We start from the raw sequence: 14,229 nt of genomic DNA, 5'->3' as shown, positions 1-14,229 counted from the left end.
CATTCCGAACCCGGAAGCTAAGCCCTCCAGCGCCGATGGTACTGCACTCGGGAGGGTGTGGGAGAGTAGGACACCGCCGGACAAACTTTCCAGTCGAGGGCCGCCCCAGCAGGGTCGGCCCTCGACTGCGTTAGCGTCCTTGGCGACGCACTCAGGAAGGATGTACCTGTGAGTTCAGGACCGCACGGCGGAGATCGCCCCCGTCGTTACGAGGACCGCGCCGAGCGTGGGCAGGGGCGCGATGACGCCCGCCGCGACGACCGCCCCTCGTACCGGGGCAGCCGCGACGACCGCTCGGGCGGCTCGCGCGGCGGCTACGGCGGTGACCGCCGCGAGGGTGGCTTCCAGTCGGGCTCCCGCGACGGCGGCTTCCGCAGCGGCGAGCGTGCGGGTGGCTTCCGCGCCGGCCCGCGCGAGGGCGGTTCCCGCCGTGACGACCGTGACGGCGGCTTCCGCGGCGGTGAGCGTCGCGAGGGTGGCTTCCGCGGCGGTGACCGTGAGGGTGGCTTCCGTGGCGGTGAGCGCCGCGAGGGCTTCCGCCGTGACGACCGGGGCACCGGCTTGCGCCGCGACGACCGTCAGGGCGGCTTCCGCGGTGGCGACCGCCGGGATGACCGTGAGGGTGGCTTCCGTGGCGGTGAGCGCCGCGAGGGCTTCCGCCGTGACGACCGGGGCACCGGCTTGCGCCGCGACGACCGTCAGGGCGGCTTCCGCGGTGGCGACCGCCGGGATGACCGTGACGGTGGCCCGCGGGGCGCTGACCGCCGCGAGGGGGGCTTCCGGCGGGACGGCGGAGCGCCGCGCGAGGGCGGCTTCCGTGGCGGGGACCGTGAGGGCGGTTTCCGTGGTGGCGAGCGTCGCGAGGGCGGCTTCCGCGGCGGCGACCGTGAGGGCGGCTTTCGTGGCGGGGAGCGCCGCGAGGGTGGCTTCCGTGGTGGCGAGCGCCGTGAGGGTGGCTTCCGGCGGGACGACCGTGAGGGCGGTTTCCGTGGTGGCGAGCGCCGTGAGGGTGGCTTCCGGCGGGACGACCGTGAGGGCGGTTTCCGTGGTGGCGAGCGCCGTGAGGGCGGCTTCCGCGGCGGCGACCGTGAAGGTGGCTTCCGTGGTGGCGACCGTGAGGGCGGTTTCCGTGGTGGCGAGCGCCGTGAGGGCGGCTTTCGTGGCGGGGAGCGCCGCGAGGGTGGCTTCCGTGGTGGCGAGCGCCGTGAGGGTGGCTTCCGGCGGGACGACCGTGAAGGTGGTTTCCGTGGTGGCGAGCGCCGTGAGGGTGGCTTCCGGCGGGACGACCGTGAAGGCGGTTTCCGTGGTGGCGAGCGCCGTGAGGGCGGCTTCCGCCGCGACGACCGCGAGGGCGGCATCCGGGACGGCGAGCGCCGTGAGGGCTTCCGCCGTGACGGTGGGGCGCCGCGCGAGGGCGGTTTCCGTGGCGGGGAGCGCCGGGAGGGCGGCTACCGGGGCGGCCGGGAGCGTACCGAGCGGGACGGGGAGCGCCGGGGCTACGGCGACCGGCCGCGTCGGGACGACGGCCGGCAGGGCGGCTACGGGCCGCAGCGGGAACGGCGGGACGACCGGTTCGAGCGTGCCGAGGGAAGCACGGGCGAGCGGGCGGCGGAGCCGGCGCTGCCGGACGAGGTGGTCGCCAGCGACCTCGACTCCACCGTCCGGGCCGAGCTCCTGTCGCTGGCCAAGCCGGTGGCGGAGACCGTCGCCCGGCACCTGGTCGCGACCGGGCTGCTGATCGATGACGACCCGGCGGAGGCGCTGGCGCACGCCATGGCGGCCCGCCGGCTCGCCTCGCGGATCGCGGCGGTGCGGGAGGCGGTCGGGCTGGCCGCCTACCACGCCGGGGAGTGGCAGACCGCCATCGCCGAGCTGCGCACGTACCACCGGATGACCGGGCTGCAGAGCCACCTGGCGGTGCTGGCCGACTGCGAGCGGGCGCTGGGCCGCCCGGAGCGGGCGATCGACCTGTTCCGTGGCGCGGACCGGGAGAAGCTCGACCAGGCCGTCGCGATCGAGCTGCTGATCGTGGCCGCCGGGGCGCGGGGTGACCTCGGGCAGAAGGACGCGGCCGTGGCGATGCTCCAGGTGCGCGAGCTGACCACCGACTCGACCGAGGCGTGGGCCGGGCGGCTGCGCTACGCCTACGCGGACGCGCTGCTCGCCGTGGGTCGCCGCGAGGAGGCACGGGAATGGTTCTCCCGGGCCGCCGACGTGGACGCCGAGGGCGAGACCGACGCCGCGGAGCGACTGCTGGAGCTCGATGGCGTGATCATCGAGGGCGACGACGAGGACGACGAGGAGTTCGCGGCCGGGCCGGGTGCTCCGGGCGGCGTGCCGGCCCAGCCGGACGCCGACCTCACCGGCGGCTCCGCCGAGGACGCACTGGGCCGCCGGGACGACGACGCGGACGACCTCGACGACGAGGACGAGGACGACGAGTTCGACGAGGACGACGACCTCGACGGTGACGCGGACGAGGACGCCACCGGTGGCGACCGGGACGACAACGCCGACGACGAGGACGACGACCTGGACGACGACGACCTGGACGACGACGACCTCGACAGCGACGCGCGGCTGCGCGGCGGGGACCTCGACGGCGCGGACCTCGAGGGCGAGTCCGCCGGTTACCGCGACCGCAACGCCGCCGACCTCGGCGACGACGAGCTGACCGACGGCACCGCCCGGTCCCTCGCCGACGACGCCACGGCGACCGGGGATGCCACGACGGCCGACCCGGCTGACGGATCCGGCGACGGCTCGCCGGCCGGTTCCGCCGAGGCGGGCGGTACGGCGGAGGCGCCCCGCACCGCCGAGACGGACCGCAGCGCGGAGGCGGACCGCCGGTGACCGAAAACGCCGGGGAACGGCTGGTCGACGGGTACACCCTGGTCGTCTTCGACCTGGACGGGGTGATCTACCTGATCGACCGGCCGATCCCCGGCGCGGTCGAGGCGGTCGCCCGGCTGCACGCCGAGGGCCGGGCGGTGGCGTACGCGACGAACAACGCCTCGCGCCGTTCCAGCGAGGTGGCCGACCTGCTCACCGGCATGGGCGTGCCGGCCCGGCCGGAGGAGGTGCTCACCTCCGCCGCCGCGACCGCCGAGCTGCTGCGCGACCGGCTGCCGGCCGGCGCGCCGGTGCTGGTTGTCGGGGCGGAAGCGCTGCGTGCGGAGCTTCGCGCCGTCGGCCTGCGCCCGGTGGCGACCGCCGACGAGGAGCCGGCCGCCGTGGCCCAGGGCTACGGCCCCCAGGTCGGCTGGGTCGACCTGGCCGAGGCGTCCCTGGCGGTCCAGGCCGGCGCGCCCTGGTACGCGACGAACACCGACCGGACACTGCCCAGCCCGCGTGGCCCGTTGCCGGGCAACGGTTCCCTGGTGGCGGTGCTGCGTACCGCCCTGGGTCGGGATCCGGACGTGGTGGTGGGCAAGCCGGAACCGGCGCTCTTCGCCACCGCCGCCCGGCGCGCCGGCGAGGGGCGGGCCCTGGTGGTCGGCGACCGGCTGGACACCGACATTGAGGGCGCCCGCCGGGCCGGGCTGGACAGCCTGCTGGTGCTCACCGGCGTCAGCGGCCTGCCCGAGCTGCTGGCCGCCCCGGAGGAGCGCCGACCGGCGTACGTCTCCGTCGACCTGGCCGGGCTCTTCGACCCGGCGGCGGTGGTCCGGGTGCCGGGCGCGCCGGACGGTGGCGGCTGGTCGGTGAACATGGCCGACGGCGGGCTGATCCTGGACGGCGCGGGACGCCCGCTCGACGCGCTCGCCGCGCTCTGCACGGTGGCGTGGTCGACGGGTGTCGGCCCGCGGGTGCGGCCCGCGTCCCCGGCGGCGGCAGAGGCCCTCGCTGCGCTGGGCCGGCCCGACTGACCTCTCCGGGCGGCCGGATCCGCTTGGGTCAGAGCAGCTTGCGGAGCTTCATCAGGTCGAACGGGTTCGCCTTGATGGACACCCGCCGGGCGGCGAGCGCCTTGGCGAGGTCGAGTTGGCCGTGCACCAGCGCGACCAGGTCGTCGCTGGTGGCGTTCAGCGCGATCTTCGCCTTCGGGTCGTCGCCTTCGGTCAGGTCGACCAGCCGGCCGCCCTCCAGCTTGCCGTGGAACGCCGTGTCCAGGTCAGTGATCCGGCACGCCAGGGTGCGGTCCAGGTCGATCCGCTCCTGCGCCTCCGCGTGGCCGTTCAGCCGGGCAGCCAGCTCCTGCAACGCCTGCCGGCACTCGTCCACGCTGGCCACATCGTCTCCTCACCACGCCACGCCGTTTCCCCCCGGCACGGTACCGCAATGGGACGTCCGGGGTGCCCGGTAGCGTGAACACCTGCACACCCCGCCCCGTGGAAGGACTCAGGCATGCAGGACGCGTGGCGCGCCTATCTCGAGCTGGCCATGGGCCTGACGGAGGCGCCCCGGAAGAAGGCCCAGGACGCCGTGCGACGCGCGGTCGGCCAGGGCGGCGCCACCGCCGCCCAGCTCCAGGCCCTCGCCGAGGAACTGGTCTCCACCGGCCTGGCGAACCGGGAGGCGCTGACCAAGCTGATCCGCTTCGAGGTGGACCGGGCGCTGGGCGCGGTCGGGCTGGCCACCGCCGACGAGGTCGCCGAGCTGACCCGCCGGGTGCATGAGCTGGAACGGCAGCTGCGCGAGGCGAGGACCGCCCCGACCCCGGCCGAACCGGCCGCCGCGGCCCCGGTCTCCGCCCCGCCGGACCGACCGGCGCCCACCCCCGGCAAGGCGGTGGCGAAGAAGGCCGTGGCGAAGAAGGCGATCGCGAAGAAGCCGGCCGCGACGGTGTCGCGTACCTCGGCCGAGGCGGCGCCGGTCAGGCCGGCGAAGAAGGCGACCGGCCGCAAGCAGACCGGCGGTGCCGCGTCGTGACCGCCCCGTACCGCCCCGGGCCGCCGCCCGGCCCGCGTCCGGGTCCGCCCCCGGTCGGCCCCCGCCCCGGGTCGCCGCCGGGGGTACGGCCGGCGCCCGCCCCCGTCGAGGACGTGGGGGATGCCCGGCACCCGGCGGTGGACGCCGCGGTGCACGCCATGATCAACGCCGAGGCGCTCTCCCCGGCGGACCAGATCGCCCAGTACGAGGCGGCGTACGAGACGCTGCGCGAGACCCTGGCCAGCATCGACCAGGCCTGAGGAGAGGCGGAGAAGAACCACCCATGGCACGTCGTACCCGGCTGGATGCCGAACTCGTCCGCCGCGGCCTGGCCCGCTCCCGCGAGCAGGCCGCCGCGCTGGTGGAGGCCGGCCGCGTCCAGCTGCGGGGGGTGCCGGCCCGCAAGCCCGCCGCGATGGTCGACCCCGCCGACCCGCTGCTGGTCACCGGCGCCGACCCCACCGCCGAGTACGTCTCCCGCGGCGGCCACAAGCTGGCCGGGGCGCTCGCCGCGTTCGCACCCGGCGGGCTGACCGTCGCCGGCCGGCGCTGCCTGGACGCCGGCGCATCCACCGGCGGCTTCACCGACGTGCTGCTGCGCGCCGGCGCCGCCGAGGTGGTGGCGGTCGACGTCGGGTACGGGCAGCTGGCCTGGTCGTTGCGGAACGACGACCGGGTGCGCGTGTTCGAGCGCACCAACGTCCGTACCCTCACGCCGGAGGCCGTCGGCGGCGAGGTCGACCTGACGGTGGCCGACCTGTCGTTCATCAGCCTGCGGCTGGTGCTGCCGGCGTTGGCCGGCTGCACCACCCCCGCCGGCGACCTGGCGCTGATGGTCAAGCCGCAGTTCGAGGTCGGCAAGGAGCGGGTCGGCGCGGGTGGCGTGGTCCGCGACCCGGAGCTGCGCGCGGAGGCGGTGCTCGACGTGGCCGCCGCGGCGGCGCAGCTCGGCCTGGGGCTGGCCGGCGTCGCGGCGAGTCCGCTGCCGGGGCCGAGCGGCAACGTCGAGTTCTTCGTATGGTTACGCCGGGACGCGCCCGCCGCGGACCCCGAGCGGGTCCGCGCGGTGGTGGCCGCCGGCCCGCAGGGCTTCCCGCCTCCGGCCGACGCGCCGGAGCCCACGACCGAGGAGGTGTCCGGGTGAGCCGAACCGCGCTGCTGGTGACGCACACCGGGCGTCGGCGCAGCACCGAGCACGCCCGGGCGGTGGCGGCGGACCTCATCGCGGCCGGCTTCGAGGTGCGGGTGGTGGCCGAGGAGGCCGACGATCTGGACCTGCCCGGCGTGGTGCCGGTGACCGGACTGGAGGCCGCCGAGGGCGCCGAGATCGTCTTCGCGCTGGGCGGGGACGGCACCTTCCTGCGCGCCGCCGAGCTGGCCCGACCGGCGAAGGCGCCGCTGCTCGGCATCAACCTCGGCAAGGTCGGCTTCCTCGCCGAGGCGGAGATCGACGACCTGGACAGCGCGGTACGCGACGTGGTCGGGCGCAACTACACCGTGGACGAACGGCTCACCCTGGACGTGACCGCGGAGTTCGACGGCGGCCCGACCATCGAGTCGTGGGCGCTGAACGAGATCAGCGTGGAGAAGGGCGAGCGGGCCCAGATGCTGGAGCTGCTGGTCGACGTGGACGGCCGGCCGCTGTCCCGGTACGGCTGCGACGGCGTGGTCTGCGCGACCCCGACCGGCTCCACCGCGTACGCGTTCTCCGGTGGCGGTCCGGTGGTCTGGCCGGAGGTGGAGGCGTTGCTGCTGGTGCCGATCAGCGCGCACGCGCTGTTCAGCCGCCCCCTGGTGACCGCGCCGACGTCCACCTTCGCGATCACGGTGGACCCGTTCACCACCCTCGCGGTGCTCTGTTGCGACGGGCGGCGGGTGTACGACCTGCCCCCGGGAGCCCGGGTCACCGTGCGCCGGGGTGCGCTGCCGGTGCGCATCGTCCGGCTCAAGGCGCGGCCGTTCACCGACCGGCTGGTCGCCAAGTTCGACCTGCCGGTGCAGGGCTGGCGGGGCAGCCGCCGCTGAGTGCGGGCTCAGCGGTCGGGGTGTGCCGGCATCGTCCGGTCGGCGTACCCGTGCCGCGTCGCCAACGGGTTACGGTAGGAGCCTCCCCCGACGGCGGTGTGCCGCCGCCGGGGCCGGCAGCGACCGTCGAGTGGGCGGTCATCGGGGCGTACGGGCTGCGCTGAGGTGGAGTCCGGGCGGGGCGGTAGGCCCGTGTCCGCCCGGACGCGCGGCCCGGCGGCCGTGGGCCTGGCCAGGGGGTGGTCGGGACCGCGGCGGTCGGGGTGCTGGAGGAGTCGCGGGCCGGCCGCGGCGGGCGGACCGGTTGAGCCGGACCCGATCGGGTGTCGACCCCGATCAGGTCGGTGGATCGGCGAGCCGTCGCCGGAGGAAGCGACGGCTCACGAGCCGAGCGGCGAAGCGCTCGTCCGGCACCCCGGCCATCAGCCACACCGTCCCCGATCGGCAACCCGCCGGCCATCCGGCGCTCCGACCCCGGACGGCCGTTGTCCACCTGGCGACATGTCGCCGATGCGGCAGGCCGCAGCTAGTGACCTTCTGATGATCTCCGTCGCAGACTCCGAGCGGTCGGTCTCCTGGGACCGGCCCTCGGAGTAGAGGAGCGCATCGCATGCACTGGCCCCCACGCTGGCTCGCCGCCGGCGCGGTCGGCGCGCTGGTGGTCGGGTTCGCCGCACCGGCGTCCGCCGACCCGCCCGCCCGGACCACCGCCCCGGCACCGGCCGCGTCCATCCCGGGCGCCGCGCCCGCCCGCATCACCCTCATCACCGGCGACCGGGTCGAGTTGGCCCAGGCGGCCCCCGGTCGGGTCGCCGCCACCGTCCACCCCGGCCCTGGCCGCGAGCGGATCACCTTCCAGACCGTGTCGGCCGACGGTGGGCTGCGCGTTCTGCCCAGCGATGTCGTGCCTTACGTCTCCGCCGGGGTGCTCGACGCCGACCTGTTCGACGTGCAGAAGCTGGTCGCCGAGGGGTACGGCGACGCCGCGCAGGGAGCACTGCCGCTGATCGTCCGCTACCAGGAGCCGGCCGCCGGCCGGCTCCGACCGCTGGCCGGGGCCACCGCCGCCCGGCCGCTCGAGAGCATCAACGGCGCGGCGCTGCGCGTCGCCACGGGCGACCTCGGCCAGCTGTGGAGCACGCTGAAGGTCGCGCCGGCCGCGCGGACCGCCGTGGACGGGCCGGTCCGGCTCGGCGCCGGCATCGCCCGGGTCTGGCTTGACGGGCGGGTCCACCCGGCGCTGGAGCACAGCGTGCCGCAGATCGGGGCCCCCGCCGCCTGGGCGGCCGGCCGGGACGGCGCGGGCGTCCGGGTCGCGGTCCTCGACACCGGAGTCGACGCCACGCACCCCGACCTGGCCGGCCGGATCGCCGAGACGCAGGACTTCACCGGCGGCGGCAGCGCCCGTGACGGGCACGGCCACGGCACCCACGTGGCGGCCACCATCGCCGGCAGCGGCGCCGCGTCCGGCGGGCTGCGCAAGGGCGTCGCGCCCGGCGCGAAGCTGCTGATCGGCAAGGTGCTCGACGACGGCGGCAGCGGCTACGACTCGGGGATCATCGCGGGCATGGAGTGGGCCGCCCACTCCGGCGCGAAGGTGATCAGCATGAGCCTCGGCGGCCCGGCCACCGACGGCACCGACCCGATGAGCCAGGCGGTCAACGACCTCACCGCCGAGACCGGCGCGCTGTTCGTGATCGCCGCCGGGAACGAGGGCGAGGCGGGCACCGTCGGGACGCCGGGCGCGGCCGCCGCGGCGCTCACCGTCGGTGCGGTGGACCGCGACGACAACCTGGCCGACTTCTCCAGCCGTGGTCCGCGCCTGGGCGACAACGGCCTGAAGCCGGAGATCACCGCGCCGGGCGTCGGCATCGTCGCCGCCCGCGCCGCCGGCACCGCCATGGGTACGCCGGTGGACGACGCGTACACGCGGGCGTCGGGGACGTCGATGGCGACCCCGCACGTCGCCGGCGCGGCGGCGATCCTCGCCCAGGAGCACCCGGACTGGACCGCCGGGAAGCTCAAGGACGCGCTGGTCAGCACGACGAAGGCGAACCCTGCGCTGACCGTCTTCGAGCAGGGCGGCGGCCGGGTCGACGTGGCCCGCGCGCTGGGCCAGCGGGTGTACGGCTCGGCCACCGCCGACTTCGGCCGGCTGTACACCGGCGGTGTGGCGGTGGAGCGGACCGTGACGTACACCAACGGCACCGGCGCGGCGCAGACCCTGCGGCTGGCGTTGCAGCTGCGCAACCTGGACACCGGTGCGGCCGAGCCGGACGGGGTGTCGCTCGACGGTGCGGAGGTGGCGGTGCCGGCCGGCGGCAGCGTGAACGTCCCGCTGCACGCCGACCCGGTGAAGCTGGACCGGGGGGTGTACGGCGGGTGGCTGGTGGCGACCGGTGCGGACGGTGTCGCGGTGCGCACCGCCGTCGGCCTGACCCTCAGCGGCCCGCTGCACACCGTCACCATCAAGGCGCTCGACATGCAGGGGCAGCCGGGCGGCGCATCGGTGGTGACCCTGTTCGGCGAGCACCGGGAGTCCGACTGGCTCGGCTACCTCTTCCGCGGGATGGAGTGGCAGGTGCAGGTCGAGGAGGGCCCGTACCTGCTTCAGGGGCTGATCGAGCACGGCGTCCCGCTGGACGAGCAGCTCACCCTGGTCACCGACCCCGAGCTGACTGTCGACCGGGATCTGACCCTGGTGCTCGACCCGCGCAAGGGCACGCCGGTGCGCATCGAGACGCCGAAGCCCAGCGAGCAGCGGGACACGCTCAGCTTCTACGAGCACCGCGTCTTCGGCAACGGCCGGCAGGTCGATCACGGCGTGATGGCGTTCAGCACGGTCCAGCAGGTGAACGTCACGCCGACCCGGCCGGTGCGCCAGGGCGAGTTCGAGTTCGCCTCCCGCTGGCAGTTGGTCGCCCCCATGGTGGACGCCCGGGTCAGCAACGTCTCCGGTCCGCTGGACATCAACCTGCTGGGTCGGTCGCCGGCCCCGGCGGGCCGGCGGAAGCTGCCGCTGGTCTGGGCGGGTGACGGCAGCGCCGCCGAGCTGGCCCGGGCCGGGGTTCGGGGCGCGGCCGCGCTGGTCGCCGGTAGCTACGACCGTGCCGAGGGGGACCAGATCGCCGACGCCGCGGCGGCCGGCGCCGCGATGGTGCTCATCGTCCGCGTGGCGGACGACAGCGCGTGGACGGTCTGGCGCCCGGATGGGGACCGGCTGCCGATTCCGGCGCTGGTGGTCGCGTACGACGACGGGCAGCCGATGATCGCGGCGGCGAAGAGCGGCCGGGCCACCCTGGACGTGGCGCTGACCGTGGACAGCCCCTACCTCTACGACGTGTGGCAGGTGTCGCAGGGGCGGGTCCCGGATCGGATCGTGCACCGGGTCACCGCGGACAACACCGCCGAGGTGACCGCCCGCTACGCCGACACCGGCGGGTTCGACTGGGCTAGCGAGCAGCGGTTCGGGTGGCGTCCCTGGCAGCAGTACTCGTGGAACGATGACCAGCGGATGGTGCGTACCGGCAGCGTGCGGCAGGAGTTCGTCAGCGCCGGGGACTCCTGGTGGCAGCAGCGGGTGCTGCACCGGCTGCCCTGGTCCGACTGGGGTCCGCTGGTCGGCGGGCTCGTCCAGCCGCCTCGGCGGTACGCCGCCGACGACCGGGTCACCGAGACGTGGCACGGCGCGGTGGTCCGGCCGGCCGTGCCGGCGGGCGGCGGGGCGCCGGTGCCCACGCGTACCGGCGACACCCTGAACCTGCGGGTGGCCGAGTTCGTTGACGCGGACGGCCATTCCGGACCGGCCCGGTTCAGTGAGGAGTGGGACCGGGTGCAGGCCCGGCTGAGCCGGGACGGGGAGCAGATCGCCGACCTCTCCAGCGGCTGGGCACCGGTGCCGACCACCCCGGGTGCGGCCCGCTACCGGCTGGACCTCAGCACCGAGCGGTCCTCCGAGGAGTGGCGCTGGGCCACGCGTACCGACACGGCGTGGCAGTTCACTTCGGCCCGGCCGGCCGGGGATGCCGCCCAGCCGCTGCCGCTGCTGCAGGTGGACTACCAGGTCCCCGCCGACCTGCGCGGCGAGGTGCCCGGCGGTCGACCGCACCAGCTCGGGCTGACCGTGCGCCAGCCGGCCGGCGTGCCGGTGCCGACGGGCGTCGGGATGCGGGTCGAGGTGTCCTTCGACGCCGGGCGGACCTGGCAGTCGGTGCCGGTCCACGGCTCGGGCACCCGGTTCACCGCCATGGTGCCGGCCGGGCGCGGCACGGTGTCGTTGCGGGTGCACGCCGATGACCGCGCCGGCGACAGCGTCGACCAGACCGTGCTCGACGCGTACGGGCTGCGCTGACCGGGGCGGGGCGGGGCGGCTCCCGGCCGTCCCGCCCCGTCGCCTCAGATCCAGCCCCGGCGCGCGGCCTGGAAGGCCAGCCCCGGCCGGGTGTCCACGCCGGCGACGGTCATCAGGTCGGCCAGCCGCCGCTGCACGGTACGGCGGCTCACCCCCAGCTGGGAGGCGATGGACTTGTCCGGGACGCCGGCCACGAACAGGGCGAGCAGCCGAACCTCGTCGGGGTCCGGCCGGTAGCCGTCGACGGCCGGCCCGTCGGCCGGCGGGGCGGACGAGCGCAGCGGCGTGGATATCCGCCAGTAACTCTCGAAGAGGGCGATCAGCGCGTCGAGCAGTTGGCTGCGGCCGATCACCGCGGCGCTCGGTTCGCCGCTCTCGCGGTCCGGCACCAGCGGGCAGATCGCCGTCCGTCCGTCCACGATGGCCAGCCGCACCGGCAGCCGGTCCAGCACCCGGGCCTGCTCTCCGGCGCGTACGCCCCGCTCGATGTCCTCGAGCCCGCCCGGTTCGAGGAGCATCTCGCGCTCGTAGATGGCCCGGTAGCGCACCCCGCGGGCCAGCGCGTCGAACTCCTCGACGTTGTCCTGGCCGGGCATGGCCAGCGGGTTGGCCCGGCAGAACCAGAGCACCTCGACCCGGGCGCCGTTCTGCGCGTCCCGCAGGCGCTCGCGGAGCATCCGCGCCCCGGTGATCACCTCCACCAGGTGGTCGGCGTCGTGCCGCCGCATCCCGGCGCGGTACTCCTCGGTCAGCTGGGTGACCGCCGACCGGGCCGCCTCCAGCGCCTCCTGCCGGCGCAGCAGCGCCTCACCGAGCGGGACGTCGGGGGCCAGCGGCCGCAGCGGCGCGTCCGGCTCCGGCCCGATCGGCAGCACCAGCCCCTTGCCGCGCAGGGCCTCGAGCTGCGCGACGACCTCCGCGCGCGGCCAGCGGAGCCGTTTGACGAGCTCCCCGACCCGGGCCGTGGTGAGCTGGACGAGGGAGCGGTACAGCTCCTCCTCGCCGGGGGTCAGGCCGATCACGTCCAACACGGGGCAGAACTGTACGACGTCAACCGCCATGCCCCGATGCGGCGTCGCCGGCTGGTCAACTGTCGGGGGCCGCGTCTACTGTCAGGTGCTGTGCTGGAAGAGCTGCGCATCACCGGACTGGGCGTCATCGAGGACACCACGCTGCCGTTGACCGGCGGGATGAACGTCATCACCGGCGAGACCGGTGCGGGCAAGACCATGGTGGTGACCGGCCTCGGCCTGCTCTTCGGCGGTCGGGCCGACGCCGGTCGGGTGCGCGCCGAACCGGGCCGCGCGGTGGTCGAGGGGCGGCTGCGCCTGCTCGGCCGGGTAGCCGAGACGGTGCACGCCCGGGTCACCGACGCCGGCGGCGAGCCCGACGAGGACGGCTCGCTGCTGCTGAGCCGTACGGTCACCGTGGAGGGCCGTTCGCGGGCGCATCTGGGCGGCCGGAGCATGCCGGTGTCGATGCTCGGCGAGGTGGGCGAGCAGGTGGTGGCGGTGCACGGCCAGTCCGACCAGCTCCGGCTGCTGCGCCCGGCCGAGCAGCGGGCCGCGCTGGACCGGTTCGCCGGCCCGGAGCACGAGAAGCTGCTCGACGCGCTGCGCGAGGCGTACACCCGGTGGCGGGCGGTGGTCGACGACCTGGCCGACCGGCGGCGCAACGCCCGCGAGCGCAACCAGGAGGCCGACCTGCTCCGCCTCGGCCTCGACGAGATCACCCGGGTGGACCCGCAGCCCGGCGAGGACGACGAGCTGAAGGCGGAGGCGCAGCGCCTGGAGCACGCCGAGGGGCTGCGCACCGCGGCCCAGCTCGCCCAGCAATGCGTGGCCGGCGGGGTCGAGGCGGCCGACGACACTCCCGACGCCACCGCACTGCTCGGCACCGCCCGGCGCACCCTGGAGGCGCAGGCCGGCACCGACCCGGCGCTCGGCGAGCTGGCCGTCCGGCTGGAGGAGGCGGCCACCCTGGTCGCCGACGTCTCCGCGGAGCTCTCCGCGTACCTGGCCGCGCTGGACGCCGACCCGGCCCGCCTGCAGGCCGTCTACGAGCGGCGGGCCGCACTGCGCGGGCTGACCCGCAAGTACGCCGACGACGTCGACGGGGTGATCGCCTGGGCCGAGCGGGCCCGCACCCGACTGTCCGACCTGGACACCTCCGACGAGCTGCTCGACGAGCTGGAGAAGGAGTCGTCCCGGCTGGCCGGGGAGGTGGCCGAGCTGGCCGGGCGGGTCGCCAGCTCGCGTCAGGAGGCGGCGGTCCGCTTCGCCGGGCAGGTCACCGTCGAGCTGGCCGGGCTGGCCATGCCGCACGCCCGGATCGAGGTGGCGGTGCTGCCGCGCCCGGTGGGGCGGGCCGAGCCGAGCCTGTCGGTCAACGGGGTGGAGGCCGGCGTCGGCCCGGACGGCGCCGACGAGGTGGAGTTGCGCCTGCTGGCCCACCCGGGCGCGCCCGCGCTGCCGTTGCAGCGGGGCGCCTCCGGCGGTGAGCTGTCCCGGGTGATGCTCGCCATCGAGGTGGTCTTCGCCGGTTCCGGTGGCCCGCCCACCCTGGTCTTCGACGAGGTCGACGCGGGCGTCGGCGGCCAGGCCGCGGTGGAGATCGGCCGGCGGCTCGCCCGGCTGGCCCGCAGTCACCAGGTCCTCGTGGTCACCCACCTGCCGCAGGTCGCCGCGTTCGCCGACCGGCACCTCGTGGTGGCCAAGGACACCGGGGGAGCGGTGACCACCAGTGGGGTACGTGTGGTGGAGGACACTGAGCGGGCCCGGGAGTTGGCCCGGATGCTCGCGGGTTTGCCCGATTCCGATCTGGGTATCGCCCATGCCGAGGAACTCCTGGCCGTGGCGGCCAAGGAAAGGCGCCCGTGATCCCCGGATTGTGAGCGCAAGCACACCAGCGTGCGCCGTGGTGTGCTTCCCTGGGTAGGCGGCCCTGCTCAGGCATGTCGCGACAGCAATACCTGCCTCACA

The 14,229-nt window shown here is 75.7% G+C and carries 10 protein-coding genes, 1 rRNA gene and 1 pseudogene; 9 read left to right on the top strand and 3 right to left on the bottom strand.

The genetic code is table 11. From position 1 onward, the window contains the following. Positions 1-82 (top strand): 5S ribosomal RNA (gene rrf, locus ACGF4F_RS27545); the annotation flags it as partial. Between the two features lie 92 nt (positions 83-174). Here the strand turns inward: rrf and ACGF4F_RS27540 are convergent. After that, positions 175-1,716 (bottom strand): hypothetical protein, encoded by a 1,542-nt coding sequence (locus tag ACGF4F_RS27540; RefSeq protein ID WP_393081693.1) that lies wholly within the window; start codon positions 1,714-1,716, stop codon positions 175-177. A 57-nt stretch (positions 1,717-1,773) separates the two neighbouring features. On the opposite strand from ACGF4F_RS27540, the pseudogene ACGF4F_RS27535 reads away from it, so the two are divergent. Continuing rightward, a pseudogene (locus ACGF4F_RS27535) lies at positions 1,774-2,422 on the top strand (hypothetical protein); the annotation flags it as partial. A 427-nt stretch (positions 2,423-2,849) separates the two neighbouring features. After that, on the top strand, positions 2,850-3,869 hold the full coding sequence (locus tag ACGF4F_RS27530; protein WP_357441632.1) for an HAD-IIA family hydrolase: 1,020 nt from the start codon (positions 2,850-2,852) through the stop codon (positions 3,867-3,869). A gap of 28 nt (positions 3,870-3,897) precedes the next feature. On the opposite strand, the gene ACGF4F_RS27525 is transcribed toward ACGF4F_RS27530, so the two are convergent. Next, a complete protein-coding gene (locus ACGF4F_RS27525) occupies positions 3,898-4,233 on the bottom strand; it encodes an alkyl sulfatase C-terminal domain-containing protein (RefSeq protein WP_357441631.1) in 336 nt (111 codons plus the stop codon). Between the two features lie 114 nt (positions 4,234-4,347). Here ACGF4F_RS27525 and ACGF4F_RS27520 point away from each other — a divergent pair, with 114 nt between their 5' ends. The 5 genes from ACGF4F_RS27520 (at position 4,348) to ACGF4F_RS27500 (ending at position 11,248) form a co-directional block, all read left to right on the top strand. Further along, entirely contained in the window at positions 4,348-4,872 is a 525-nt protein-coding gene (locus ACGF4F_RS27520; protein ID WP_357441629.1) for a hypothetical protein, read from the top strand. Next, the gene (locus ACGF4F_RS27515; protein WP_357441627.1) at positions 4,869-5,132 is read left to right on the top strand and encodes a hypothetical protein; all 264 of its coding nucleotides are present in this window, start codon (positions 4,869-4,871) and stop codon (positions 5,130-5,132) included. The genes ACGF4F_RS27520 and ACGF4F_RS27515 overlap by 4 nt, the downstream gene beginning before the upstream one ends. A 23-nt stretch (positions 5,133-5,155) precedes the next feature. Continuing rightward, the gene (locus tag ACGF4F_RS27510; RefSeq protein ID WP_357441626.1) at positions 5,156-6,016 is read left to right on the top strand and encodes a TlyA family RNA methyltransferase; all 861 of its coding nucleotides are present in this window, start codon (positions 5,156-5,158) and stop codon (positions 6,014-6,016) included. Further along, positions 6,013-6,897: an NAD kinase gene (locus ACGF4F_RS27505; RefSeq protein ID WP_073833321.1), complete on the top strand. Its 885-nt coding sequence runs from the start codon at positions 6,013-6,015 to the stop codon at positions 6,895-6,897. Before ACGF4F_RS27510 ends, ACGF4F_RS27505 begins: the two co-directional genes overlap by 4 nt. 610 nt (positions 6,898-7,507) lie before the next feature. Continuing rightward, positions 7,508-11,248, top strand: coding sequence for a S8 family serine peptidase (locus tag ACGF4F_RS27500; protein WP_357441624.1), 3,741 nt, complete (start codon positions 7,508-7,510; stop codon positions 11,246-11,248). 44 nt (positions 11,249-11,292) lie between these two features. On the opposite strand, the gene ACGF4F_RS27495 is transcribed toward ACGF4F_RS27500, so the two are convergent. After that, on the bottom strand, positions 11,293-12,279 hold the full coding sequence (locus ACGF4F_RS27495) for a TrmB family transcriptional regulator (protein ID WP_393081684.1): 987 nt from the start codon (positions 12,277-12,279) through the stop codon (positions 11,293-11,295). A 90-nt stretch (positions 12,280-12,369) separates the two neighbouring features. Between ACGF4F_RS27495 and recN the strand changes: the two genes are divergently transcribed. Then, on the top strand, positions 12,370-14,127 hold the full coding sequence (gene recN / locus ACGF4F_RS27490; RefSeq protein WP_357441621.1) for a DNA repair protein RecN: 1,758 nt from the start codon (positions 12,370-12,372) through the stop codon (positions 14,125-14,127). The last annotated feature ends 102 nt before the right edge of the window (positions 14,128-14,229 follow it).

Source organism: Micromonospora sp. NPDC047740 (genome assembly GCF_043204735.1).
In the GTDB taxonomy this organism is placed as follows: Bacteria; Actinomycetota; Actinomycetes; order Mycobacteriales; family Micromonosporaceae; genus Micromonospora.
This window is presented reverse-complemented; position numbering and strand designations above follow the sequence as displayed.

Bases quoted from the DNA above. Each gene is read 5' to 3' on its own strand.
- ACGF4F_RS27510 (WP_357441626.1), top strand. From the start codon at position 5,156: ATGGCACGTCGTACCCGGCTGGATGCCGAACTCGTCCGCCGCGGCCTG.
- ACGF4F_RS27520 (WP_357441629.1), top strand. From the start codon at position 4,348: ATGCAGGACGCGTGGCGCGCCTATCTCGAGCTGGCCATGGGCCTGACG.
- ACGF4F_RS27500 (WP_357441624.1), top strand. From the start codon at position 7,508: ATGCACTGGCCCCCACGCTGGCTCGCCGCCGGCGCGGTCGGCGCGCTG.